The sequence below is a fragment of the Nocardia sp. NPDC019323 genome, from assembly GCF_044389845.1.
GTDB classification, from domain to species: domain Bacteria; phylum Actinomycetota; class Actinomycetes; order Mycobacteriales; family Mycobacteriaceae; genus Nocardia; species Nocardia implantans.
The window spans coordinates 387376-413457 of sequence record NZ_JBIRYN010000006.1 but is presented as its reverse complement, the minus strand read 5'-3'; the positions used below and the strand labels follow the sequence as shown (position 1 = coordinate 413457).

The following is a 26082-nucleotide window of genomic DNA, read 5'->3' as shown; positions in this document are numbered from 1 at the left end:
GCCGCCATGTCGACCATCGCCGATTCCGCGCGTCTACGCGACGGCGCGGAGCCCGCCCGCGCCGGTGACGAGCGGGTTCCGCTGTCCTCGGGCCAGCGCCGGGCCTGGTTCCTGCAGACCAGGGACCCCGACGACGCCACCCTGAACATCTGTTTCGCCTACCGGCTGACCGGCCCGCTCGACGCGGCCCGGCTGCGCGCGGCCGTCGATCGCGTGGTGGCGCGGCACGACATCCTGCGCACCACTTACGGATCCGGCCCAGACGGCGAGCCTTACCAGCTGGTCCACGACGATCAGTCCGCACCGTGGCTGGAAGTCGACATCGCCGATCTCCCGGAATCCAGCCGCAACCGCCGGGTCGAGGTGCTGGCGCGCCGCGCGGTCGGCGAACCGTTCGACCTCACCCGCGCCGCGCCGCTGCGGCTGCTGCTGTTGCGCACCGGCCCGTCGGAGTTCGTCTTCGTGCTGGTCATCCACACGATCTGCTGGGACGACGACTCCTGGAGCGTGTTCCGCGCCGAGGTCAACGCCGCCTATCGCGGCGCGCCGGCGACGACGCCGACCCAGTACGTGGACGTCGCGGTGCACGGCACCACCGGTGAGCCGGAGGACGCCGCCGTCGAGTTCTGGCGCCGCACGCTGCGGCCGCTGCCGGAACCACTGGAACTGCCGAACCGATCCCCGCACGCGGGCACGGGGAACCGGCAGGCGGGCCACCGAGTGCTGGACGTGCCCGCCGAACTCGTGGACCAGGTGTACGCCTTCGCGGGCGACTACGACACCAAACCGTTCGCGGTGCTGCTGGCCGCCTACTACACGGTGATCCACCGCTACACCGCCGCGACGGATTTCCTGGTGGCGGTGCCGGTGTCCAACCGAGGTCCCGCCGCGGTGTCGGCCATCGGGTACTTCGGCAACACGCTGCTGCTGCGCGCCGGGTTCGCTCCGGAACATTCCTTCGCCGATTTCGTCGCGCTCGTCGCCGAGAGCTGCGCGGCGGGATTCGCGCACCAGCATGTCGGCATCGATCGCGTTGTCCGTGAGGTCAACCCGGATCGCGCCGACGGACGCGACGGGCTGGAGCAGCTGGTGAGCGTCGGTTTCGGGGTGCGCGAGAGCGCGCGCGGATTCGACTTCGACGGCGTCACCGCGCACGGAGTGCAATTCGGCGGGTCGGTGGCCCAGTTGCCGCTGCGCCTCAACGTGGTGCTCGACGAGCGGGGCGTGCACCTGGAAGCCGAATATGCCGCGGACCTGCTGCCGGACGCGGTCGTCGAGCAGTTGCTGCGGCACTACCTGCATCTGGTCGGCGCGGCGGTGACCGAGCCGACCCGCGCGGTGGGCGATCTCGAGTTGTTCCCGGCGGCGGAGCGGGAACGCGTCGCGGCGCTGTCGCACGGCGAACTGGTCGGCACGCCGCCGACCACCGTGCCCGCGCTGCTGCAACGGCGTGTGGCCGCCACCCCGGACGCGGTCGCGATCATCGCGCCGGGCTTGGCGAACACGGCGCCGGTCACCCTCACCTACGCCGAGCTGCACAGCCGGGCCAACCGGCTGGCGCACTGGCTGATCCGGCAGGGAATCGGGACCGAGGACGTCGTCGTGCTGCGACTGACCACCTCCGTGGAGTTCGTCGTCGCGGTGCTCGCCGTGCTCGCGGCGGGCGCGGCCTACCTGCCGATCGACCCCGCCGACCCGGCCGATCGAGTCGACGCACTCGATCGCGCGGCCGGTCCCCGCCTGCGGCTCGGGCAGCACGAGCTGGCGGCCGCCGAGCAGGCCGCCGAGGGCCTGCCGTCGCACGCGCCGACCGACGCCGAACGCGTGCGCCCGCTGCGGCCGGACAATCTCGCCTACGTGCTCTACACCTCCGGCTCGACCGGCAAGCCCAAGGGCGTGCCGGTGCCGCACGCGGCGCTCGCCGAGCACCTGACCGGCTTCGCCGCGGAGGGCGGCATCACCGCGGCCGACCGGCTGCTGCAATCGGCGCCGCTGAGTTTCGACGCCTCGCTGCTGGACATCTTCGTGACCCTCACCGTCGGCGCGAGTCTGGTGATCCCCAAACCCGGTGCCTTCCGGGACATCCCGTACGTGGCGGACCTGATCGAACGCTGCGGTGTGACCGTGCTGCACATGGTGCCCTCCCAGTTGAGCACGTTCCTGATGCTGCCGGAAGTCAGCGAGTGGCAGGCGCTGCGCTACGTCCCGGTCGGCGGGGAAGCGCTGCTCGGCGAGGTCGCCGACCGATTCGCGGGTGTCTTCGATGCCGAGTTGCGCAACCACTACGGACCCACCGAGGCGGTGGTGTCGGCGACGCACTTCACCGTCGACGGCCCGCAGGGCACCGGGATCGTGCCGATCGGCGTGCCCAACCGCAACGTCCACGTCTATCTGCTCGATGCTCGCCTGCACCCGGTGCCCTCCGGCGTCGTCGGCGAAATATATCTGGGTGGAACGCAATTGGCGCGCGGATATCTCGACCGGCCGGGATCGAGCGCGGAGCGGTTCGTCGCCGATCCGTACCGGCCGGGCAGCCGCATGTACCGCACCGGCGATCTGGCCCGCAGGGACGAGGCGGGCGTGCTCGAATTCGTCGGCCGCGCCGACGAACAGGTGAAGGTGCGCGGTCACCGGATCGAACTCGGCGAAGTGCGGGCCGCCATCGCGGGCCATCCCGCGGTGGCGCGCTGCGAGGTCGTCGCGGTGACCGACGCCGCGATCGGTCCGATGCTCGCCGCCTACGTGGTGGCGGCCGAGGACGACATCGATCTCGACCAGATCCGGGCGCACGCGGCGGCCGTCCTGCCTGATCACATGGTGCCCGCCGCTTTCGCGGTCCTGGCGGAGATTCCGCTGACCGCGCACGGCAAGCTCGATCGCCGCGCGCTGCCGGAGCCGGTGCGCGGCGCGGCGCACGCGTACCGGGAACCGAGCACCGCAGGCGAGATCCGGCTCGCCGAGCAGTACGCCAGGATTCTCGGCCTGGACCGAGTGGGCGCGGACGACTCGTTCTTCGAACTCGGCGGGCATTCGCTGCTGGCCAATCGGCTGCTGGCCTGGATAAGGGAGGAGTTCGGCGTGGAGATCGATGTCCGCGTGCTGTTCGACACCCCGACGGTCGCCGAGCTCGCCGCCGCGCTGGAAGCGAGTTCCGCGGGAACGCGCGACGATCTGAGCGGGGAGCAGCGCAGGCGGGTGCTCGGCGAGTGGGCCAACGGCGTCGCGCTGTCGGACGTGCCGGGCGTCGAAGAGTTGATCCGCTCGGCGCGCACCGTTCCAGGCCCGCGTCGCGCCCTGCTGTGCGCGGGCGAATCTCTCACCTACGACGCGCTCTTCGAGCGACTGGCCGCGCCGCGCGCGACGTCGGCGCATCCGGTGGACACGCTGGTCGCCTTGCTCGCGCGCACGATCGCGCACGGCGAGGACGACGCGCTCGCGGCCGCGGTCGCCGATCGCCGCGCCGTCGCCGCGCACCAGCGCTCGCGCAGCGCCGATCCCGCCTTCGCCGCGCCCGACGTGCGGCTGCTCGCGGTGACCGGCGACGCGCGGCGCGCCGTTGTGGAACTGCTCGCCGCGCTCGCCGACGGCGCCAGTCTGCTGGTCGCCACCGAGGCGCAACGGGTCGATCCGGTCGCGCTGGCCGAACTCGTCGCCGCGCACGCGGTGACCCACGTGGTGCTGGCGCCGGTGACCGCGGTCGCGCTCGCGGACGAACTGCCGCAACTGCCCAGTGTCCGGCGCTGGGACGTGGCGGGCGTCGACGCGCCCGCGACGCTGTCCACCCGGCTGGCGGCGATGTCGGCGGATTCGGTCGCGGTCGCCTGCTACGGCGTGCCCGAATACGCCGGGCCGGTGGCCAGGGGACCGCTGGACGGCAGCGGCCGGGTCAGGCCGATTCCCGGTGCGCGGGTGCTGGTGCTCGACGCCGCGCGGCGTCCGGTGCCGCCCGGGGTGATCGGCGATGTCTACGTGGGCGGAGCCGGGCTCGGCGCGCCGGCCGACGCGGCGCGGTGGGTCGCCGACCCCTATCTGGTGGGCGGCCGGCTGGTCCGCACCGGTGATCGCGGCTGGTGGGACACCGACGGGTGGCTGAATCTCGACAAGGAGCTGACGAAATGAACACGGTCCGAACTACGGGGCGTCCGCGCCGGGGCACGCTCGGCCGGATGGGTCTGGCCGCGCTCGCGCTGAGCCTGGTCTGCTCGCTGGCGGCCTGCGGCTCCAGCACCGGCGACGACAGCGCCGACGGCGCGGTGAAGATCACGCACAGCCTGGGGGAGACCGAGGTTTCCGGCACCCCGCAGCGCGTGGTCACCCTCGGCAACCAATGGCTCGACGCCACGCTCGCGCTGGGGGTGACGCCGGTCGGTTTCGCCGACAACATCTCCATCGGCGCGCAGTCCAAGCCCCCGTGGGCGCCGGACTCGCTCGCGCAGGCAAAGGCGCTGAGCATGGGCGGCGACATCGTCGAACAGATCGCGGCGCTGGAGCCGGACCTGATCCTGGTGCCCGGCTTCATGGTCGACAAAGCGATGTACGACAAGCTGTCCAAGCTGGCTCCGACCATCGGCCCGGTGACGCCGGGCGCGCAGGTCGACCGGTGGGCCGATCAGGTGAACACGCTCGGCAAGGTGCTGCACCGGGAAACCGAGGCGAGCAAGGTCGTCTCCGACGTCGAGGCCCGCATCGACGCGGTCGGCGCCAAGTACCCGAAGCTGCGCGGCAAGACCTTCTTGACCTGCATGCTGACCGGTCCCGCCCAGTTGATGGTGCTCGCCGACCCGAAGGACGGTTCGGCGGCGCTGTTCACCCGGCTCGGCATGGACATCCCCCAGAAGATCGCGCAGGAGGCGCCCGCGGGCGGCCGGTTGGCCCTGTCGCCGGAGCGGCTCGGCGACCTCACCTCCGACCTGCTGATCTGCGGCGCGATGCCGGTATTCGCGGAGAAGTTCAAGCAGCTGCCCGGATACGCGGAGCTGCCGTCGGTGCGCAACAACGGCATCGCGTTCGTCGACGTGACCACCATCAGCGCCATCAACACCCCCACGGCTCTTTCGGTGCCGTACGTGCTCGACAAGCTCGACCCGACGTTCGCGGCCGTCGGTAAGTAAGGAAGGAACGCAATGTCGGATTCGTCCGTGAACGGGGCCACCACCGGTGACCGGGGCACGCCGCTGTCGCTCGCACAGCAGGCGGCGCTGCTGCCCGAACGGTTGCGCCGGGTGCCCGCAGCCAATCTGTTCGTCGCGCTGGAGATCACCGGTGAACTCGACGGAGACGCCTTCGAGCAGGCCGCGGCCGCGCTGCTGGCCGAGCACGAGATTCTGCGCAGCGTCTTCCCGGACGACCGGCGCATGCCGTATCAGCGTGTGCTGCCGGTGCCGGACACGGTGGTCGAGGTGGTCCACGCCGACGCCGCCGCGCTCGGCCCCGCGCTGCACGCCGACGCCGAGCACCGATTCGACCTGGTGCGCGGCTTGCCGATCCGGATTCGCCGCTACGACTCGGGCGATCGCGCCGTCGTCTCGATCGCGGTGCATCCGGTGGCCGCCGACGACCGCAGTCTCGAACTGCTGACCGAGGCGCTGTTCGCGGCCTATGAACTCGGCACCGCGCAGCCGGCGACCTCGCAGTACCGCGCGTACGTCGCCACGCAGCTGCGCGCCCTGGCCAATCGGGACGCGCCCGAACTGGCCTACTGGACCGAACGGCTCGCGGAGCTGCCCGAGCGGGCTGTGCCGGTGCCGGGCGATGCCACCGGCCCTACGCGGCACAGCTTCACGGTTCCCGCCGCGACGCTGTCGGCGCTGCGCGGCGAGCAGGAGACGACGGCGGCGTTCGCCGCGGTGCTGGCGCGGGCGCTGCGGGACGCGGGCCTCGGTGATGACGTCCTGATCGGCGTCATCGATCCGGCCCGCACCGATCAGACCGAGCACAGCCTCGGCAATTTCGCCAATCACCTTGTGCTGCGCCTCGATCCGACCACAGGACCGCGCGAACTGCTGGCGGTCGCCGGGCAGCGCCTCGCCGAGGCCCGCGCGCACGCGACGGCCCGCATCGAGCGGCTCACCCACGAACTGAAGGGCGCGGCGGCGGTGACGACCGGTGCGCTGTTCCAAGCGCTGCTCGGGGTGCGCGCCGAGCGGCCCGGCATCGTGACCGCCGACTTCGCTGTGCGGGAGACGATGCGGCGCTCCGGCCGTCCACACGGCGTCGATCTGGTCGTCGACGTCGTGACCGGCGCGCAGGACGCCACCGTGACGATCGAGTTCACTTCCGCCTTCGCGGCGGCGGGCGAGTTCGCCGCCCACCTGGAGGCGCTGTGCGCCGCCTTCGCGCAGGGCCGCGACGAGCAGGCCGAGATCGCGCTGTTCGCGGCAGCGGCAGCGGGTGACGGGTTCGGCGGACCTGGTCTCGGCGGCCCGCCGCAGACCGAGGCGGAGACCTTGATCGCGGCGGCGATCAGGAAGGTGCTCGAGTTCGACGACGATGACGAGATCGGCCGCGCCGACACGTTCTTCGCACTCGGCGGCGACTCCATCGCCGCGTTGCGCCTGGTCACCGAACTCGGGGAGCAGGGGTACGCGCTGGACGTGCAAACAGTGTTCGCGCATCCGTCGATCCAGGAGCTGGCGTCGCAGCTGACCGACGCGGCGCCGGCGCAGCCGCAAACCGCCACTGTCGCGCCGATGGCCGCCTCCGGCCTCGATCCCGCGGCGCTGGCCACCCTCGGCAAGAGATTCGGCGCGTCGTGAGCGCACCGCGAATCCTCGATGTCGTAGCGCTCTCTCCGCTGCAACGCGGTCTGTACTCGGTCAGTTCCCTGTCCGGCCCGGTGGACCCGTATCTGGTCACCTTCGCGGTCCGGATCGAAAACCTGGCCGACATCGCGCCGCTGCGGACCGCATTCGATCAATTGCTGACCCGCTATCCCCATCTGGGCGGCGCGGTGGTCACCGACGGCCTGCCGCATCCGGTGCTCGTGATCACCTCGGCGGGCCGGATCGGCTGGCAGGAGGTGGATCTGCGCGACGCCGACGATCCCGCCGCCGCCGCCATGCTGCTGTACTGGGCGGAGGGCCGCAAGCGCATCGACCTGGACAACGGCCCCTTGTTCCGGGTGACCGCGGCACGGGTCGGCGCGCGCGACTACGAGCTGATCTGCACCGCCCATCACATCGTCGTGGACGGCTGGTCGATCCCGCTGCTGTTCGCCGACCTCATCGCACTGCACGCCGGGGCGGGCGCGACCCTGCCGCCCGCTCCGCCGCTGCGCGACCACGCGGCATGGCTGGCCTCGCGCGACACCGCGGAGTCGGTGCGGGCGTGGAGCGAAGCGCTCGCGGGGCTGGCCCCCATGCCGATGCTGGCCCCGCCCGCCCAGGCCGATATCCCGGTGCTGGGGCAGACCCGGCTGGATCGCGCGTCCACCGCGACGGTCACCGGCTGGGCGCGGCGCAACGGCCTGACGCTGAACACCGTGCTGCAAATGGCCTGGGCGCGAGTGCTTTCCGGGCTGACCGGCCGCGACGATGTCGTCTTCGGTCAGACCACCTCCGGCCGCGACGCCTCGTTGCCCAACGCCGACCGGCTGGTCGGCGCGCTGGTCACCACGATTCCGGTCCGGGTCCGCGCCGACGAGCGCGCGCCGGCGGCGATCGGCGCGCAACTGCAGCGCGAGGTGGCCCTGCTGCGCGCACACGAGTATCTGGGGGTCGCCGAGATCACCCGTCAGGCCGGTATCGGGCAGCTCTTCGACACCCTGCTGGTCTTCGAGAACACGCCGCTGGGCGCCGTGACGGAACGGATGCCGATGGCGGGCGGCGCGACGATGCTGCCGCGGCGGGTCGATTCGCCGAGCCACTATCCGATCGCGGTCGTCCCGGTGGTCGAGCAAGACGAGCTGATCGTGCGGGTCGAAGTCCGGCCCGACCTGGTGTCCCGATTCCAACCGGACCGGCTGGCACGGCGTTTCGCCGAGGTGGTGCGGCGCATGGTGACCGCGACCCGCGCGTGCGACGTGAACATCCTGCTGGACGACGAACCCGCGGCCCTGGTCGCGCCCGTGCCGCGCGCGGCGGAACACCCGACGGTGCCGGACGCGTTGTTCGCCGCGGCCGCGCGCGCGGGTGACGCGGTCGCCGTGGTGGACGAGGACGGCGAACAGACGTTCACGGAATTCGCCGCCGCCGTCACGGCACTGGCCGAAGGCTTGCGCAGCGCCGGAGTGCGCGCGGGTGACGCGGTCGCCGTCGTGTTGCCACGGGATCGCCGAGTGTTGCACGCTCCGTTCGCGATCGGGCGGATCGGCGCGCTGTGCGTGCACGTCGATCCCGCTACGCCCGCGGATCGGCTGGCCTACATCCTGGAAACGTCCGGTGCGCGAGTCGTGCTCGCCGATCAAGCCTTCGGCGATGTGCTCGCGGAGTGCGCGGACGTGCGGCATGCCGGTACCGGCCCGCACGGCGAACTGCACCTGGCCGGGGACCGCGAGCGACGTCCCGCCGAGGGACCACGGCCGGGCCCGACCACGCCGTTCTACGCCGTCTTCACCTCCGGCACCACCGGCAGGCCGAAAGGCGTTGCGGTGTCCCACGGCGCGCTGCTCAACCACTGGGCGAACCACGAGCGCCGCATCCTCGCGCCGGTGGCGGCGGAGGCGGGACGGCGGCTGCGCGTCGGGCACGGCTGGTCCACCGGCTTCGACGCGGCATGGCAGCCGACGGTGGCCCTGCTGAGCGGGCACACCGTCGTGTTGCTCGGCGACAAGGTGCGCACGGACGCCGAACAGGTGGTCGCGGCGATCGAACGCCATCGCATCGATGTCTTCGACACGTCGCCGTCGATGCTGAGCAGGCTGATCGTCTCCGGGCTCTTCCTCGAGCGCGACGGTCGCGAGCACTGCCCGCTGCGGGTGCTGGCGCTCGGCGGCGAGGCCATCTCGCTCGACACCTGGGCGCGGTTGCGCGCGCTCGACGGCACCAGGGTGATCAACTTCTACGGGCCCACCGAGACCACGGTGGAAGCGCTGATGGCCGACGTGCTCGAGCACGAGGGGCCCACCATCGGACGTCCGTTCGACGGCATGACCGCCGAAGTGCTCGATCATCGGCTGCGCCCGGTGCCGCCGGGCGGTCACGGGGAGCTGTACCTCTCGGGGCCGCAGCTCGCGCTGGGCTATCTCGGCAGGCCGGGCACCACCGCCGCGGCGTTCGTCGCGGGGCCGCGCGGAAGGCGCTATCGCACCGGTGATCTGGTGCGGCGCACCGACGCGGCGACCGTGGTGTACGAGGGACGGGCCGACAGTCAGGTCAAGATCAACGGCTACCGGGTCGAGCCGGACGAGGCCACCGTGGTGCTGCGGGAACTGCGCGGCGTCGAGCATGCGGCGGCGCTAGCGTTCGTCGAGAACGGCCGGACCAGGCTCGGCGCGCTGGTGGTCGCGGATCGCTCGGTCGAGGAGATCCGCGCCGCGCTCGCCCGGCGGCTGCCCCAATTCCTCGTCCCGAGCCGCATCGTGCACGTCGATCGGATTCCGTTGAATCGCAACGACAAGCTCGACGTGCAGGCGGCGACGGCGTTGCTCGCCCGGCCCGCGCGCGAAACGCGGGGCGGTGCGCCCGCGACCGAGACCGAGCGCGCGCTGCTCGAGGTGATCGCCGCGATGGGCGACGCCACCGCGGGGGTCGGACTCGACGACAGCCTGCTGGACCTCGGCATCGACAGCATCGGCGTCATCGATCTGGTGTCGCGCCTGCGCGGCGCGGGCTTCCGGGTGCGCGCCGAGGACGTGCTCGCGGCGACGGATCTGCGGCAGCTGGCGGCGGTCCTGTCGAGCGCGGAGCAACCCGAGGAAGCGCCGCGGGTGCCTGCGGGTACGGTCATCCCCCTGACCGCGCTCGCGCACGAGATCATCGCCAACGGCGACTATCGCTACCTGGCGCAGAGCCAAGTGCTCACGGTGCCGGTGGACGCGACGCCCGCCGACATCGTCGACCGGCTGGAGGCGCTGGCCTCCGCGCATCCCACGCTGCGCTCCCGGCTGGACTGGACGGCGGAGCGGACACCCGTGCTGATGGTCGGCGAATCCTCCGGCGTCGCGGAGCAATTCGAGATCGCCGACGACGAATCGGGCGCCGCGGCGGCCCGGCTGGCCGCCACGGTGGACCGGCTCGACCCCGAGTCAGGCCGCATGATGGCCGCCACGTTGCTGAACGGCCGGGAAGGCAAGCGGCTGCTGCTGTCGATCCACCATCTCGCGGTGGACGTGGTCTCCTGGCTCATCCTGGGTGACGACCTGCGCAGGCTCGCCGAAGGGCAGCCGCCGGTCAACGAGTCCAGGCCCGAGCCGGGGCCGATCCACGCGCCAGCGGCGACCCCGCCGATACTGGGCACGCCACTGGGCGGCAGGTTGACCGACCCCGCCGTCGATCGAGCGGGCAAGGCGTGGCAGCGGGTGGTCGAGCTGGACGCGCGGCGGACCGCCCGGCTGCTGGACGCCGCCGCCGAGAACGACGTGCCGCTGGAGGATTTCCTGCTGCTGGCCTGTGCGCGCGGCTTCGCCGACAGCGCCGACGCCGCCGGGCGGGTCGCGGTGACCAGGGAATCGCACGGCAGGCCCGCCGACGACGACAGCAGGCAGGTCGGCTGGTTCACCGTCGAAGAGACCGTGCTCGTTCCGCTCGCCGCGGCCCAGGCGTGGACTCCCGGCTCGGGCGCGGCCCCGGTGCGGGAGCGCACGCTCGACGCGCGCGGCCAGTTGCGCCTCAATCACCTCGGCCGGTTCGATCTCTTGCGATTCGGCTCCGGTCCGTGGACACCCGCGCCGCTGGCGGAGTTCACCGCCGAGTTCGGCATCGCGGCGCATCCGGATCTGCCGCTGCGTTTCACCGTGGACATCACCACAGCGGTGGTGCCGAGGGCGGACGGGCCGGTGCTGGTCGCTCAATTCGACGTGAATTCAGCGGTGTTCGACGAGGCCGAGGTCGAAAAGCGCTTGACGCGCTGGACGGCGGTCCTCGCCGATCCGGAGGTAGCCGGGTGAATGCCGGAGCCGGAACGGTGCGTGCGTAGGTTAGGCAACCACACTCTGCCGCATGACGGGGTCTATGGGTTAGGATCCATTAAGTTAGGCAAGGCTTGCCTTTTAAATGCGCAGGCCGGTGTTCGGTGCGGTGAGGAGTCTGATGCTCGGCAAGGCGGAAGTTCGCGAGATCGTTGCGACGGACCTGGGAGTGGCTCCGGAAACCATCGGCGACGACGACGATCTCGTCGGTCTGGGCATGCACTCGATGAAGCTGATGCGTCTGGCCGCGCAATGGCGCAAGCAGGGCTACGACGTGCGCAGCTCCCATCTGGCACTGCAACCGACCATCGCCGCGTGGGCCGAACTGCTCGCGGCGAGCCGGGCCGGGGAAACCGCAACCGAGGCCGCGGCGCAGGCCCCCACGACCGAAATCGCCCCCGAGTCGGACGAATTCCCGCTCGCCACCATGCAGCACGCCTACTGGGTCGGCCGCAGGCAGGACCAGCGGCTCGGCGGCGTCGCCGCGCACCTGTACGTCGAATTCGACGGCGCCGGACTGGAAGCCGACCGTATGCGGCGCGCGGTCGGGCGGCTGCTGCGCAGGCACGACATGCTGCGGGCCCAGTTCTCCGACAGCGGCACCCAGCGGATTCTGCCCGAGCCGCTGGTGCCGGTCTTCCACGCGAACGACCTGCGCGACGGCCACGACACCGGCGCGATCGAAGTCGAGCTGGAGCGGATCCGGCAGGACAAGAGCCACCAGCGCATGGACGTCGCGGCGGGTCAGGTGGTGGACATCGCGGTCACCGTCCTGCCGGGCGGAAAGCACCGGCTGCATCTCGATGTGGACATGGTCGCCGCGGACGCCCAGAGCTACCGCAGGATTCTCGACGATCTGGCCGCGCTGTACGAGGCCGACGACGATGCGCTGACGCCCATCGGCTGCACCTTCCGCGAGTACCTCGCCGCGAAGGAGCGCACCGCCAAGGACAACTCGGCCGACGCGCGGTGGTGGGCGGGCAAGATCGGCGACCTGCCCGACATCCCCTCGCTGCCGGTGGTGCCGGAGAGCGATCGTCCCGACCCGTCGCGCAGCATCCGCCTGCATCACTGGTTCGACGCCGAGGCGAAGGCGCGATTGCACGCGAACGCCCACGGCAACGGCGTGACCCCGGCGGTCGCCCTGGCCACCGTGTTCAGCGAGACCATCGCGCGCTGGTCGGCGCGGCAGCGCTTCCTGCTCAACCTGCCGCTGTTCAACCGCGAACCGCTGCACGACGACATCGACCGGGTCGTGGGCGATTTCACCAACTCGGTGCTGGTGGACGTGGACGCACGCGAGACCGAGTCGATGGTGGCGCGGGCCAAGCGGTTGCAGCGCGAACTGCACACCTGCGCGGCGCATTCCGCCTACGAGGGCTTGGACGTGCTGCGCGACCTCGGCCGCGAGCGCGGCGCCCCGGTCACCCCGTCGGTGGTGTTCACCTCGGGCCTGGATCTCGGTGAGCTGTTCTCCGAGCGCGTGACCCGGGTGTTCGGCGAGCCGGTGTGGATCATGTCGCAGGGTCCGCAGGTGGATCTGGACGCCCAGGTGGCGGAGTTGTCCGGTGGCCTGCTGGTGAACTGGGACATCCGCAGGGACGCGCTGCCAGAGGGCGTGGCCGAGGCCATGTTCGAGCAGTTCCGTCGCACGCTGGAGGCGCTGATCGAACCGGACGCCGACTGGACGGCGGATCTGCGCATCGAGTTGCCCGCGGCCCAGCGTGCGGTCCGGGCCGCGGCCGACGACACCGACGCCGACCTCGGCGCGCGCACCCTGCACGGCGCGTTCTTCGACGCGGCGCGCGACCACCCCGAGCGCATCGCGCTGTACTGGCGCGACAGCGGGACGAGCAGCTACGGCGAACTGGCGGACCAAGCCCTCGCGGTCGGACACGCGCTGACCGCGGCGGGCGTTCGTCCCGGCGACACGGTGGCCGTCATCGTGGCGAAGGGCCACCGGCAGATACCCGCCGTGCTCGGCGTGCTCGCGGCCGGAGCCGCCTACCTGCCGATCGGCACCGATCAACCGAACGCCCGGCGCGATCGCATCCTGCGGCGCGGCGCGGTCTCCGTGGCGCTGCTGGACGAACCGGCCGAGCTGCCCGATGGCGTCACCGGGCTGACGCTCGCCGACGCGCTCGCAGGCCCGCGACTGGACCGCGCGCACGACACCGACCCGAACGCCGTGGCCTACGTGCTGTTCACCTCCGGCTCGACCGGCGAGCCCAAGGGCGTCGAAGTGAGCCACCGCGCCGCGGCGAACACCATCGACGCCATCGACACCCGGTTCGGCATCGGCGCGGACGACCGCACCATCGGCCTGTCCGCGCTCGGCTTCGATCTGTCCGTCTACGACATCTTCGCCCCGCTGTCCCATGGCGGCGCGCTGGCTTGCGTGGACGCCGACACCGAGCGCGACGCCGCGGCATGGGCGGCCTTGATCGCCGAGGCGGGCGTGACGGTACTGAACTGCGCGCCCGGCCTGGTCACCATGCTGGCCGACACCGCGAGCCCGCAACAGCTTCGCTCGCTGCGCGTCGTGCTGACCGGCGGCGATCGGGTGAAGACTCGACTCGCGCAGCGGATGCGCGCCGCCGTGCCCGGTCTGCGCTTCGCCGGGCTCGGCGGCACCACGGAGACCGCGATCCACTCGACGGTGTGCGAGGTGACCGACGACTTCCCCGCCGAATGGGACAACGTCCCCTACGGCGCCCCGCTGCCCAATGTCCGGCTGCGCGTGGTCAACGAGCGCGGCGAGGACTGCCCGGACTGGGTGCCCGGCGAGCTGTGGATCGGCGGGGCGAGCGTCGCCGACGGCTACCGCGGCGATCCCGAGCGCACCGCCGAACGGTTCGCCGAACGCGACGGCGTGCGCTGGTACCGCACCGGTGATCTGGCCCGCTACCTGCCGGACGGAACGGTCGACTTCCTCGGCCGCGCCGATCACCAGGTGAAGATCCGCGGCTACCGCGTCGAGCTGGGCGAAGTGGAGTCGGCGCTGGCCGCGCTGCCCGGCGTGGACGAGGCGGTCGCACTGCTCACCGAGGCGGGCAGGCTGGCCGCTGCGGTGCGCGCGGATGCCGAAGTGACCGCCGACGCCGTCGCCGCCGCACTGCGGGAGTTGTTGCCCGCCTACATGGTCCCCGACGTCATCGAGGTGCTGGCCGACATCCCGCTGACCGCCAACGGCAAGCTGGACCGCGCCGCGATCCGGCGCAGGCTGGGCGCGGACGACGCGGCGGCGCGCATCACCTATGTGCCGCCTGCCGACGAGGTGGAGGCGGCGGTCGAGTTCATCGCCGCCCAGGTGCTCGGCGTGGACCGGATCGGTGTCGCCACCGACTTCTTCGACGCGGGCGGTAATTCGATTCTGGCGACCACGTTCACCGGTCAGGTGCGCGGCCTGCTCGCGGTGTCCGGCTTCGGCGTCACCGGCGTCTTCGAGGGCAGGACGGTGCGCGGGATCGCCGCCGGACTGCGTGCCGCGGAAGCGGATCCGGCCCGGTTGGAGCGCGTCAGCCGGATTCTGCTCGAACTCGCGCAGGTGAGTGTTCCCGAGCCCGCCGCGGTCTGACGACCCGCTCGGTTCTGTCCCACAAGGATTGGTGTGACGCAGATGCGATCGCTGGAAGAGCTACAGGAAGCGATGCGGGCCCGGCTCGCGGAAGAAGGGCTGGCCGCGGCGCCCACGGTGCCGGTGCGCCGGGACCCGGCCCGCGCGCCGTTGTCGTTCGGGCAGCGTTATGTATGGGCGCATCTGCAGATCGCACCGGACAGCACTGCCTACAACCTCTGTCTCGCGCTCACTTTCGAAGGCGAGGTGGTCGACGACGCGCTGCGTCGCGCCTTCCTCGCGCTGGCGCGGCGTCACGAGGTGCTGCGCACCACCTACCACAACGACGAGCAGGGCGAGCCCTACCAGCTCATCCACGCCGACCTGCCGCCGCGGGTGCGCGAGGTCGATCTCACCGCACTGCCCGCGCCGCAGGCGCGCGCCGAACTGGACGCGCTGGTCGCCGCGGCCGCGCACGAGAGCTTCGATCTGTCCCGCGAGTCGTCCATGCGGCTGACGTTCGCGCGCACCGACGCGCGCACTCTGACGGTGGTGCTGGTGATCCAGCACATCGCCTGGGACGGCATGACGCTGCCCGCGTTGTCGCGCGACGTGGAGCGGTTCTACCGGGAAGCGCTGGCCGGTGCGATCCGGGTGGAGCCGCCGCGCCTGCAGGTCGCCGATTTCGCCGAGTGGGAGCAGGATCGTTTCGCCGAGCAGGACCACGCCGCCGACGAGGCGTTCTGGGCCGGGCGCTTCGACGGCGACGTGCCCGAACTCCAGCTGCCGTACAACCGGCGGCCGGTCACTGTCACCGAGCGCGGCGCACGGCTGGACCGGCTGCTCACGACCACCGCGGACGCGAATCTCCGTGCGCTGAGCGCCCGTTGCGGCGCGACGCCGTTCGCGGTGTTCCTGGCGGCGTACTACGTCGCGCTGCGCCAGATGACCGGGCAGACCGAGATCGTCGTCGGCACCACGGTCGCCAACCGGGAAGAGTCCGGTATGGAGCTGCTGATCGGCAACTTCAGCAACATGCTGCCGCTGCGGTTCACCGGAGTACGCGGCGGCGACCGCCCGGCCACGTTCGGCGACCTGATCGAGCATGTGCGCGAGGTGACCACCGAAGCGTTCCGGCACAAGCACTTCCCGCAGGAAGCGCTGGTCCGCGCGGTGAACAAGGCGACGGGCAATGTCGGATCGCGGCTGTTCGACACCATGGTGCTGTTCCTGCACCAGAAGATCGACGGCCCGCAGTTGCCCGGCGCGGTCACCAGCTGGCAGCTGGCCGACCACGGCGCGTCGCTGCTGCCCGTCGCGGTCGAGGCGTTCATGCACGCCGACCGGGTGGACGTGCAGATCACCTATCGCACCGATCTCTTCGACGCCGCCACCATCGAGCGGCTGCACGACTACATCGACCGGACGCTGGCCGCCGCCGCGATCGATGTGCCGGTGGACCGGCTGCTGGTGCTGACCCCGTCGGACGAACTCGCCGTGCGGACCTGGTCGCGCGGCGATGTCGTGCCGATCGAGCGGGACACCGTGGACGCGATGATCCGGCATTCGGCCGCGACCCATCCGGACCGCGTCGCCGTGGTGTTCGGCGACATCGAACTGAGCTACGCCGAATTCGACGCGCGGGTCAACCGATTCGCCAGACTGTTGCTCGCGCACGGCGTCCGCAACGGCGACCGCGTCGGCGTCTACGCCGAACGCAGCGAGCGACTACCGGTGGCGTTCGCCGCCGTGCTGCGGGCCGGGGCGGTCTATGTTCCCGTCGACCCCAGCTATCCGGCCGATCGCGTCGAGTACATGCTCGGTGACGCCGAGCCGGCCCTGCTGGTGCTGGCCGCGGCGGAAACCGTTGCCGTCGAAGGCATCGCGGTGATCGACCTGGACGCGCCGGAAACCGTCGCCGAGCTCGCAGGCCACGACGATTCGCCGATCCGTGAAGTGGAGCTGTCCCGCCCGATCCACCCCCTGGACGCCGCCTACCTGCTCTACACCTCGGGCACCACCGGCAGGCCGAAAGGCGTGGTGATCAACCATCGCGCGGTCGCCAACCACGTGCAGTGGATGCGCGACTATCTCGGCTTCGGAGCCGAGCGCATCCTGCAGAAGGCCCCGATCGGCTTCGATGTGTCGGTGTTCGAGCTGGTGAACGCGCTGTGCACCGGCTCGGCCACGGTGCTGCCGCCGCCGGACTGGTGGCAGGCCGACGTGGAGGCGCTGGCCGCGATCATCCACCGGCACCGGATCACCCAGGTGTCGCTGGTGCCGAGCGTGGTGCGCGCCTTCCTCGACGCCGGACCGGATCCGGACCGGCTGCGCTCGATGCGTTTCGTCTACCTCGGTGGCGAGGCGGTGCCGCCGCCGCTGGTGGAGGAGACCAGCCGGGTCTTCGGCGGCACGGTGCTGAGCCTGTACGGACCGACCGAGGCCGCGATGGACCTCACCCACGAGAACTTCGCCGGTGCGCTGGCGCGGCCGCAGGAGTTCCGGTCGGCGTTGATCGGCCTGCCGGAATGGAATTCGAACGTCTACGTGCTCGACGAGCACCTGCGTCAGGTGCCGCCCGGCGTCACCGGCGAGCTCTACCTCGGCGGGATCCAGCTGGCGCAGGGCTATCACCGCAGGCCCGGCCTGAGCGCGGCCGCTTTCGTCGCCTGCCCGTTCGCCGACGAGCCCGGCGCGCGGATGTACCGCACCGGCGACATCGTGCGCTGGCATCCCAGCGGCAGCCTGGAATACCTCGGCCGGGCCGACGATCAGGTCAAGATCCGCGGGCACCGCATCGAACTCGGCGAGGTCGGCACGGTGTTGCGTCAGGTGCCGGGCATCGCCTCGGCCGCCGCCGTCGCGATCGAACGCGAAACGGACACGGTGCTGGTGGCCTACTACGTGGCCGAGCCGGGATCGGCGCTCGCCGCGGGTACCGACGCCGCGAACACCGAGGCCGTCAAAGCGCAGCTCGCCGAGCGGTTGCCGGACTACATGATCCCTTTCGCCCTGGTGAAACTGGCGGCGCTGCCGCTGACCGCGAACGGAAAGCTCGACCGGAAGGCGCTGCCGGTGCCCGACCTGGGCGGCAGCACCGGGCAGGGCCGGGCGCTGCGCGCGGGCGCCGAACTGGCGGTGGCCGAGGCGATGCGGCAGGTGCTGGGCATCGCCGAGCACACCCACCTCGCGGCCGACGACGATTTCCTCGCGCTCGGCGGCGACTCCATCACCGCGATCCGGATGGCGTCGGCGCTGAAGAAGCGGGGATGGCTGATCACGACCAGCGCGCTGTTCGAGGCGCGCACCATCGCGGCGATCGCCGCCGCCACCGAGCCGCTGGACGCGCTCGCCGCGCCCGCGCTGACCGAGGTGGGCGACGGCACGGGCTGGATTCCGCTCAATCCGATCGCCACGCTGCTCGTCGAGCGGCGCGCCGACCACTCCGCCTACAGCCAGGCGATCGCGGTGGTCACTCCGGCGGACAGCTCGCCGCGGCGGCTGCAGACCGTGATCAACGGCATCATCGACCGTCATCCGCTGCTGCGGGCGCGCATCGCGACCGGCCCGGAAGGCGCGCCCGCGTACTACGTCCCGACTCCGGGCGAACCGATCGTCTACCCGGTCGTGGCGGAAGTCGAGATCGCCGATGCCGCTTGGGAACAGGACGCCGAGCCCGCGCTGCGCGAACAGCTGCGCAAGCTGAGCGCCGAACTGGACCCTGCCGCCGGTCGCATGGTGGGCGCCGCGTGGGTGCGCAGCGCGGATCGTCGCGCCGGGCGGCTGCTGCTCGTCGCGCACCACCTCGTGGTGGACGGCGTCTCGTGGCGAATCATCACCGACGACCTGCGTCACCTGTGGGCCGGTGACGGGGCGTCCGATGAAGGCACTTCGGTGCAGACGTGGAACACCAACCTGGTGCGGCTGGCGCAGTCGGATGCGATCGTGGCCGGACTCCCGGCTTGGCAGGCCGTCGCCGAGCGTCCCGATCCGCCGCTCGGCGCCCGCGCGTTCGACGGCGCGCTGGACACCGTCGCCACGGTGCGCGAGGTCACCGCGGAGCTGACCGCCGCCGACACCCAGTACTTGATGACGACCGCCGCACAGGCTTTCGGCTGCGACTTCCTGGACATCCAGGTGGCGGCGCTCGCCGTCGCGACCCACCGGTTCCGGCGGGCCAGGGACACCGACGCCGACACGGTCTCGCTCACCATGGAGCGGCACGGCCGCGTCGAAACGCTGTTCCCCGGTGTGGATCTGGCCAACACCGTCGGCTGGTTCACCACGGCGTATCCGGTCGCGCTCGACATCGCGGCGGGCGCGGCGGAGCCCGACATGGTGGCCGCGGTGAAGGCGGTCAAGGAGCAGTTGCTCGCCGTGCCGGATTCCGGCATCGGATGGGGCCTGCTGCGTTACCTCAGCCCGGTGGGCAGGCAGGCGCTGGAGCGGTATCCCGCGCCGCAGCTGAGCTTCAACTACATGGGGCGGTTCGCGGTCCCCGCGCGGACCGACGCGCTCGACGACTGGGCCGCCGCACCGGAATTCGGGTATCTGGGCGGCCACGCCGACGACTCGATGCAGGCTCCCGCCTTGCTGGACGTCAACACCGTCGCGGTGCTCGACGGCGACACCCCGACGCTGCACGCCTCGTTCCGGTTCCCGTCCGGCCCGCTGGCCGAGGAGGCGGTGCGCGAGTTCGCCGGGCTGTGGACGGCGGCGCTGCGCGAGCTGGTCGCGGCCGTGCGGGACAACCCCGATGTCGGGCTCACGCCGAGCGATGTGCTCGCCCGCGACGTCACGCAGCTGGATTTGGACCGCTGGCGCGCGCTCTACGGCCGCTACGTCGATGTGTACCCGCTCGCCCCGCTGCAGGCCGGGCTGTACTTCACCGCGCTGAGCACGGCGGGCCGCGACGCCTACACGGTGCAGACCACCATCACCGTGCGCGGTGAACTGGACGTGCCGCGGCTGGCCGGCGCGCTGGACACGGTGCTGAACCGGTACCCCAACCTGCGTATGGCCGTATCGGTCTCGCATGCCGGTCAGCCGTACGCCGTCATCGCCGAACGGATGGACTTCCCGGTCGCCGAAGTGGACTACAGCGGGTACGCAGATGCGGCCGAACGCCTCACCGCTTTCCTCGACACCGACCAGGCGGGCGCGTTCGATCTGTCCCTCGGGCCGCTGATGCGCGCGACCGTCGTCCACCTGCCGGACGCCGAGCACATGCTCGTGCTCACCTCGCACCACATCCTCACCGACGGTTGGTCCGGCCAGTTGCTGCCGCGGGAGATCTTCGCCGCCTACGCGGGCCGCGCCGCGCAGGAGCCGCAGGGCAATCCGGCCACCTTCGCGGAGTTCCTGCGGCTGACCGAGGAACGCGAGCAGCGGACGGAGGCGGTGTGGGACGCCTATCTGGCCGCCGCGCAACCGTGCCTGGTCGCGCCGAACCGGGTGCCGGGCGGCTCGATGCCGGTGCTGCATCGCTTCCCGGTGCCGGACGAGGTGGCCGGCGGCCTCGCCGAACTGGCCGCGGCGACCGGCACCACCGTGAGCGTGGTGTGCCAGCTGGCCTGGGCGAACGTGCTCGCCCTCGTGACCGGCGGCGACGCGGCGGTCTTCGGCGAGGTGGTCTCCGGCAGGCCCGCCGATCTCGACGAGGTGGACAGCGCCATCGGGTGCTTCGTCAACACCGTCCCGGTCGCGGTGGGACTGCCCGCCGACCGCAGCTGGCGGGCGCAACTGACCGAGATGCAGTCGCGCCGCTGGGAACTGATGGAGTACCAGCAGTACCGGCTCACCTCGGCGAATCGCGCGGCGGGCGCGCGCAAGCTGTTCGACAGCATGTTCGTGTTCCAGTCCTACCCCTCCGGGCGGGCGGACCTGGAGCGGCTGCTCGGCGGCGCCGGGCTCGAGCTGACCGGCTTCGAGGGCCGCGGCGCCACCGACAACGCGCTGCTGCTCATGATCTTCCCCGCCGACCTGCTGTTCCCGGGCGAACCGTTGCAGGTCGCGCTGTTCTACGCCGAGGACTCCTTCGACGACAACGACGCCCGAATCATCGAGACCGCGTTCAGCAACACCCTGCGCGCGATCGCGACCGACCCCGACCGCCGCATCGGCGACACCGAGGTCGTCGACGACGCCGACCTCGGGATGTTGGTGATGCGCCGGATGTGGCAGTGAGGAAATGATGGCCAGTTCACCCGGATGGATCCGGAAATTCCACAAACCCCGCGCCGCGGGCAACCCGCCGCTGGTGATCTGCCCGCACGCGGGTGGCGGCGCATCGACCTATCGGCCGTTCTCCAAGGCGCTCAGCGAGCATTTCGACGTCGTGGTCTTCCAGTACCCGGGACGGCAGGACCGGGCGGGCGAGCCGGTCAAGGAGACGATTCAGGAGATCGCCGCGGAGGCCTTCGACGAATACCTCCGCTCGCCGCTGCCGCGGGATGTCCCGGTCACGGTCTTCGGTCACAGCATGGGCACCATGGTGGCCTTCGAATTCACCCGGCTCGCCGAATCGGCGGGCGTTCCGGTACGGCTGCTCGGCGTCTCCGGCGCGGTGGCCCCGTGGCAGGTCGCCGACATGCCGCCGCATCCCACCGAGGACGAGGCGCTGCTCGACCACGTCGGCGCGCTCGGCGGCACCGGCGCGGACGCGTTGGCCAACCGGGATCTGATGCGCATGGCGCTGCCCGCGCTGAAGGCCGACTACGCCGCGTTCGACGCCTACACCTGCCCCGAGGACGTGACGGTGCGCGCCCGCATCCACGCCATGGGCGGCAGCGCGGACGAGTTCGTCGGAATCGGCGATCTGTTCGCCTGGGACGCGCACACCGAACAGGACCTGACCGTGACGATGTTCGACGGCGGGCACTTCTATCTGCACGATCACGTACCGGCGATCACGGACGTGCTCTCCGGCGAGCGAGCGGCGGCATGATGACGGCGAACAACCACGAAGATCCGATCGTCATCGTCGGGATGGCCGTGGAAGCGCCTGGCGGCGTCGACACGCTGGGCGACTACTGGACGGCGCTGGCCGAGTCGCGCGATCTGATCGGGCCGTTCCCGCGTGACCGTGGCTGGCCCGTGGAACGACTGATGGGCATGGCCGACACCGACGGATGGGGCCGGGTCGCGGACGCGGGCGGATTCCTCACCGGCGCGGCGCAGTTCGATCCGGCGTTCTTCGGGCTCAGCCCGCGTGAGGCGGTGGCGATGGACCCGCAGCACCGGGTCGCGCTGCGGGTGGCCTGGCGGGCGCTGGAGAACACCGGCGTCAACCCCGACGCGCTCGCCGGTGCGGAAGCCGGTTGCTTCATGGGCGTTTCGTACACCGAGTACGGTCCACGAGGCGACGAACCGAACGAATACACCGGTTATCGGGCCACCGGGGCCGCGCTCGGTGCGACGGCGGGCCGGATCTCGCATGTGCTCGGTTTGGTCGGCCCTTCGATCAGCGTGGACACCGCGTGCGCCTCGTCGCTGTCGGCGCTGCACTTGGCGGCCAACGCGATCCGCGCCGACGAGTGCGAATGGGCGCTGGCGGGCGGCGTCTGCGTGATGGGCTCGGCGGCGGGCTTCTTCGAGTTCGCCAGGGCGAACGCGCTCGCGCCGGACGGTCAGTGCAGGCCCTACTCCGCGCACGCGCAAGGAACGCTGTGGGGCGAGGGCGCGGGTGTGGTCGTGCTGGAACGCGAGTCGCGAGCGCGCGAACTCGGGCACCGGATCTACGGCCGGGTGCTGGCCACCCGGGTGAACCACAACGGCAAGGGCGCGCCGATCGCGGTGCCCAGCAGTGCCGCGCAGGAGCGGCTGATCCGCAAGACGGTCGCGGCGGCGGGCATCCCGGCCGAGTACGTCGGGATGATCGAGGGCCACGGCACCGGCACCGCGGTGGGCGATCCCATCGAGCTGGTCGCCTTGCAGAACGTGTACGGCGCGGGTGCGGACGCGGGGCCGCTGCTCGGTTCGGTGAAGTCGAATCTCGGTCACGCACAAGCCGCCTCGGGCATGCTCGGCTTGATCAAGGTGCTGCTCAGCGGCCTGCACGGCAGGATAGCGCCGACCAGGTTCGCCGAGGAACCGACCACGGAGGTGGATTGGGACGCCGCCTCCCTACGCCTGGCCGACCGGCTGTCGGACTGGGCTCCGCGCGACGGCGTCCGCTACGGGGCGGTCTCCTCGTTCGGTGTCGCGGGCACCAACGCGCACGCCGTCATCGCCATGCCCGCGCTGGAGGAGGAGATCCATGTCTAGTCACCGGCTTCCGGACGGCAGCATTCCCGTCCTGCTGTCCTCCGACGGCGTCGAGTCGCTGCGCGCCGAGGCCGCCGCGATCCTCGCCTACTTGCAACGGTGGCCCGGCGTCACGCCGGATCAGGTGTCGGACATGCTGCTGCGGACCAGATCGGCGCGACGGCATCGGGCGCTGGCCATGGTGCGCGACCGCGCGGAACTGACCGACGCGCTGCGCGCGGTGGCGGCGGGGCAGCCGCACCCCGCCGTGCTCGGCAACAGCGCCGCGGCGAGCGCGCGCAGGATCGGATTCGTGTTCCCCGGTCAAGGTAGCCAGCGGGCGGGCATGGGCAAGCTCTACTACGAGAAGTCGCCGGAATTCCGCGCGGCGGTCGAGGAATGCGATCTGGTGTTCCAAGAGCTGTTCCAGCTGTCCCCCCTGGAGTACCTGCTCGACGACTCCCTCTCCGACGACGTGCTGCGCACCGTGCAGCCCGCGCTGCTGATGCAGATGCTCGGGCTCGCCGCGATGTGGCAGGCGGCCGGCGTTCGCCCCGCCGTGACCATCGGCCACAGCCAGGGCGAGCTGGCGGCGGCCGTGGTCTCCGGGGTGATGCCGCTGGCCGACGCGGTGCGCGTGGTCACGCTGCGCGGCGGGCTCGTCGACACCCTGGGCGAGCAGGAACGCACCAAGGGCCGGGTGTTCTCGATGGCCGTGCTCGGCATCGATCGGGAGGAATGCGAGGCGCTGTTGGCCCGCAACTCCGGATTCGCCGAACTGTCGGTGATCAATTCGGCGCACGTGCTGGTGATCGGCGGGGATCGCTCGACGGTCGGCGAGATGGTCGCCGAACTGACCGCCCAGGGCAAGTTCGCCAAGGAGATCCGCGTCGCCTATCCGGCGCACACCTCGGTGGTCAGCGAGTTCCGCGACGAGTTCTGCGACAGCACGCTGGTGGACAAGCTGGATCGCGCGCAGTTCGCCGCGACCGACATCGAATGCATCGGCGGCACGCTGGGCGCCGCGATCACCCCGGACCTGCCGGTCGGTGACTACTGGTACTGGAACCTGCGCAACCGCGTGCGATTCGATCTGGCCATCGCCGCCGGTGTGGACAGCGGCGTCGATACGTTCATCGAGATCTCCGAGCATCCGGCGCTGGTACTGGCCCTGATGGAGAACCTGGGCACCGCGACCGTCCAGCGTGATTTCCAGGTGATCGGCACCTCGCGCCGCACCGCAGAGGGCTTGGAGGACTTCACCCGCAACCTCGCGACCGTCGCGGTCAACGACGCCGGATACGACTGGTCGGCCTTGCGCGTGAAATCCGATGCGCGCGAAGAACTTCCGCTGCTCGACTTCCCGAACACCCGGATGAACGAGAAACACCTCTGGGCGCCGTACGAGCGGACCGAGAGCGTCGCGCGACCGACGACCACGCCGGAAGCGCCGACCGCGCCCCCGGCCCGGGTGCGGGAGACGTGGGTGCGGCTGCCCGCGCGCACCCTGGTGCCGCCACGCACGGTGGCCATCGTCGACGGCACCGGACGCTGCGCGGAGCTGGCCGGTGCCCTGCGGACCGCCGCGGCCCGGCACGGCGTGCCGGTCGTCGATCACGACGGCGGCAGCGTGGCTTTCGACACCGTCCTCGTGCTCGCGCCCGCGCCGAGCGACGGCGAGATCGAGTCCGCCGTCACGGCGCTGGCCGAGTTCGTCGGCGGAAGCGCTTGGCTGCCCGACCTGACCGGGGTGGGCGATGCCTGGCTGGTGACCGTCGGCGGGGAACAGGTGCTCGCCGCCGACACCCCCGACCTGTTCGGCGCCGCCGCCCAGGCGGGATTCCGTTGCCTGGCCGCCGAGCATCTCGGCGTGCGCTTGCGCCACCTCGATCTGCCCGCGGACCAACCGGCCGCGGCCATGGCCCGGCAGGCGATCGGCGCGATCCACACCGCGGCCGAGCCGGAACTCGCGCTGCGCGAGGACGGCGTCTACGCCAAACGCCTGATCGCCGACGACTCAGCACCCGAGCCGCTGCACGACGACCGGCTCGCCGAGGTGCTGATCACCGGCGGCACCGGCAAACTCGGACTGGACTTCTGCGAGCAGTTCGTGCGCGCGGGCGCGAAACGAATCACCCTGCTCGGCCGGTCGGGCGGATCGCCGGAGGTGCGCGCCCGGATCGCGCGCATCGGCGAACTGGGGCCCGCCGAGATCGTCGTGCGGGCCTGCGATGTGCGCGACGAGGCGGCCGTGGCCGCGCTGGCCGCGGACTATCGCGACACGCCCATCGACCTGATCGTGCACGCCGCGGTCGATTACGTCGCCGCGGCCGAGCCCGGCCCGGAGGCCGTGCGCGCGGCCGCCGCGCCGAAGATCGTGGCCCTCGACCATCTGGTGCGGCATCTGCCGCGCGGCGAGGCGGGCCGGATCGTGCTGTGCTCGTCGCTGTCGGCGACCATCGGCGGGCGAGGTCACCTGCTGTATTCGGCGGTCAACCGCATGCTCGATGCCGCCGCGGCGCGGTATCGCGGTCGCGGCGTCGCGTGCTCGTCGGTGCAGTGGGGCTTGTGGCGCGAGGTCGGAGCGGATCAGGCCGAGGCGCTGGCGAAGATCAGCGGCACCGGCCTGGCGCCGATGAACCCGGCGGCCGCGACCGCCGCGGGCATCACCACGGCGGCGGAGAACGTCATCGTCGCGGCGGCGGATTGGGAGCGGATCGCGGACATCTTCACGATCTTCGGCTTCGGTCCGCTGTTCGCGGGCCTCGAGGTCGAGCCGCTGCCGGAGCTGGCGCGGGTTCCCGAGACGGGGACCGTCGCACCGCAGGTCGAGACGGCGCCAGAGCCAGAGCCGGAGGACGTGCCCGAACCCGACGGCGCCGACACCGCGGAACGGGTCCGGTTCGCCCTGCGCGCGGTGATGGGCATGGACACCTCGGAGTCGATCGACGGATCGATGCCGCTGGTGGCGCTCGGCCTCGACTCGCTGCAGGCGCTGGATCTGCGCAAGCGCATCGAAGCGGAACTGCGGCGCGAACTCCCGGTCACCGCGATCCTCGGCGGGGCGTCGCTGGACGAAGTGATCACCCTGCTCGGCTAGTGGCGACCCTGCGGGGCCGGTGTGGGGCGACCGCACCGGCCATGGACCAAGGGCTCGCGCCGCCAGTCGATTTAGGTTAGCTTTACCAAAGTAACTGCGGGGCAATCGGAAAACGGA

The 26082-nt window shown here is 71.5% G+C and carries 9 protein-coding genes; all 9 read left to right on the top strand.

The window, feature by feature from the left end:
* The first annotated feature begins 6 nt into the window (after nt 1-6).
* The 9 genes from ACH49X_RS23850 to nbtC all read left to right on the top strand — a co-directional run bounded on the left by ACH49X_RS23850 (nt 7) and on the right by nbtC (nt 25965).
* The gene (locus ACH49X_RS23850; RefSeq protein WP_357207710.1) at nt 7-4119 is read left to right on the top strand and encodes an amino acid adenylation domain-containing protein; all 4113 of its coding nucleotides are present in this window, start codon (nt 7-9) and stop codon (nt 4117-4119) included.
* Entirely contained in the window at nt 4116-5111 is a 996-nt protein-coding gene (locus ACH49X_RS23845; protein WP_195080358.1) for an ABC transporter substrate-binding protein, read from the top strand. The genes ACH49X_RS23850 and ACH49X_RS23845 overlap by 4 nt, the downstream gene beginning before the upstream one ends.
* A gap of 12 nt (nt 5112-5123) precedes the next feature.
* The gene (locus ACH49X_RS23840) at nt 5124-6755 is read left to right on the top strand and encodes a condensation domain-containing protein (protein ID WP_195080359.1); all 1632 of its coding nucleotides are present in this window, start codon (nt 5124-5126) and stop codon (nt 6753-6755) included.
* Nucleotides 6752-11044, top strand: coding sequence for an AMP-binding protein (locus ACH49X_RS23835; RefSeq protein WP_323124522.1), 4293 nt, complete (start codon nt 6752-6754; stop codon nt 11042-11044). The genes ACH49X_RS23840 and ACH49X_RS23835 overlap by 4 nt, the downstream gene beginning before the upstream one ends.
* A gap of 142 nt (nt 11045-11186) precedes the next feature.
* Entirely contained in the window at nt 11187-14642 is a 3456-nt protein-coding gene (locus tag ACH49X_RS23830; protein ID WP_357207706.1) for an amino acid adenylation domain-containing protein, read from the top strand.
* A gap of 42 nt (nt 14643-14684) precedes the next feature.
* Complete coding sequence (locus ACH49X_RS23825; RefSeq protein ID WP_357207751.1) at nt 14685-20807, top strand: amino acid adenylation domain-containing protein; 6123 nt, start codon at nt 14685-14687, stop codon at nt 20805-20807.
* 7 nt (nt 20808-20814) lie between these two features.
* Complete coding sequence (locus ACH49X_RS23820) at nt 20815-21567, top strand: alpha/beta fold hydrolase (protein ID WP_357106701.1); 753 nt, start codon at nt 20815-20817, stop codon at nt 21565-21567.
* Nucleotides 21567-22886 (top strand): polyketide synthase, encoded by a 1320-nt coding sequence (locus ACH49X_RS23815; RefSeq protein ID WP_357207703.1) that lies wholly within the window; start codon nt 21567-21569, stop codon nt 22884-22886. Before ACH49X_RS23820 ends, ACH49X_RS23815 begins: the two co-directional genes overlap by 1 nt.
* A complete protein-coding gene (gene nbtC, locus ACH49X_RS23810) occupies nt 22879-25965 on the top strand; it encodes a nocobactin polyketide synthase NbtC (protein WP_357207701.1) in 3087 nt (1028 codons plus the stop codon). The genes ACH49X_RS23815 and nbtC overlap by 8 nt, the downstream gene beginning before the upstream one ends.
* Nucleotides 25966-26082: the final 117 nt, after the last annotated feature.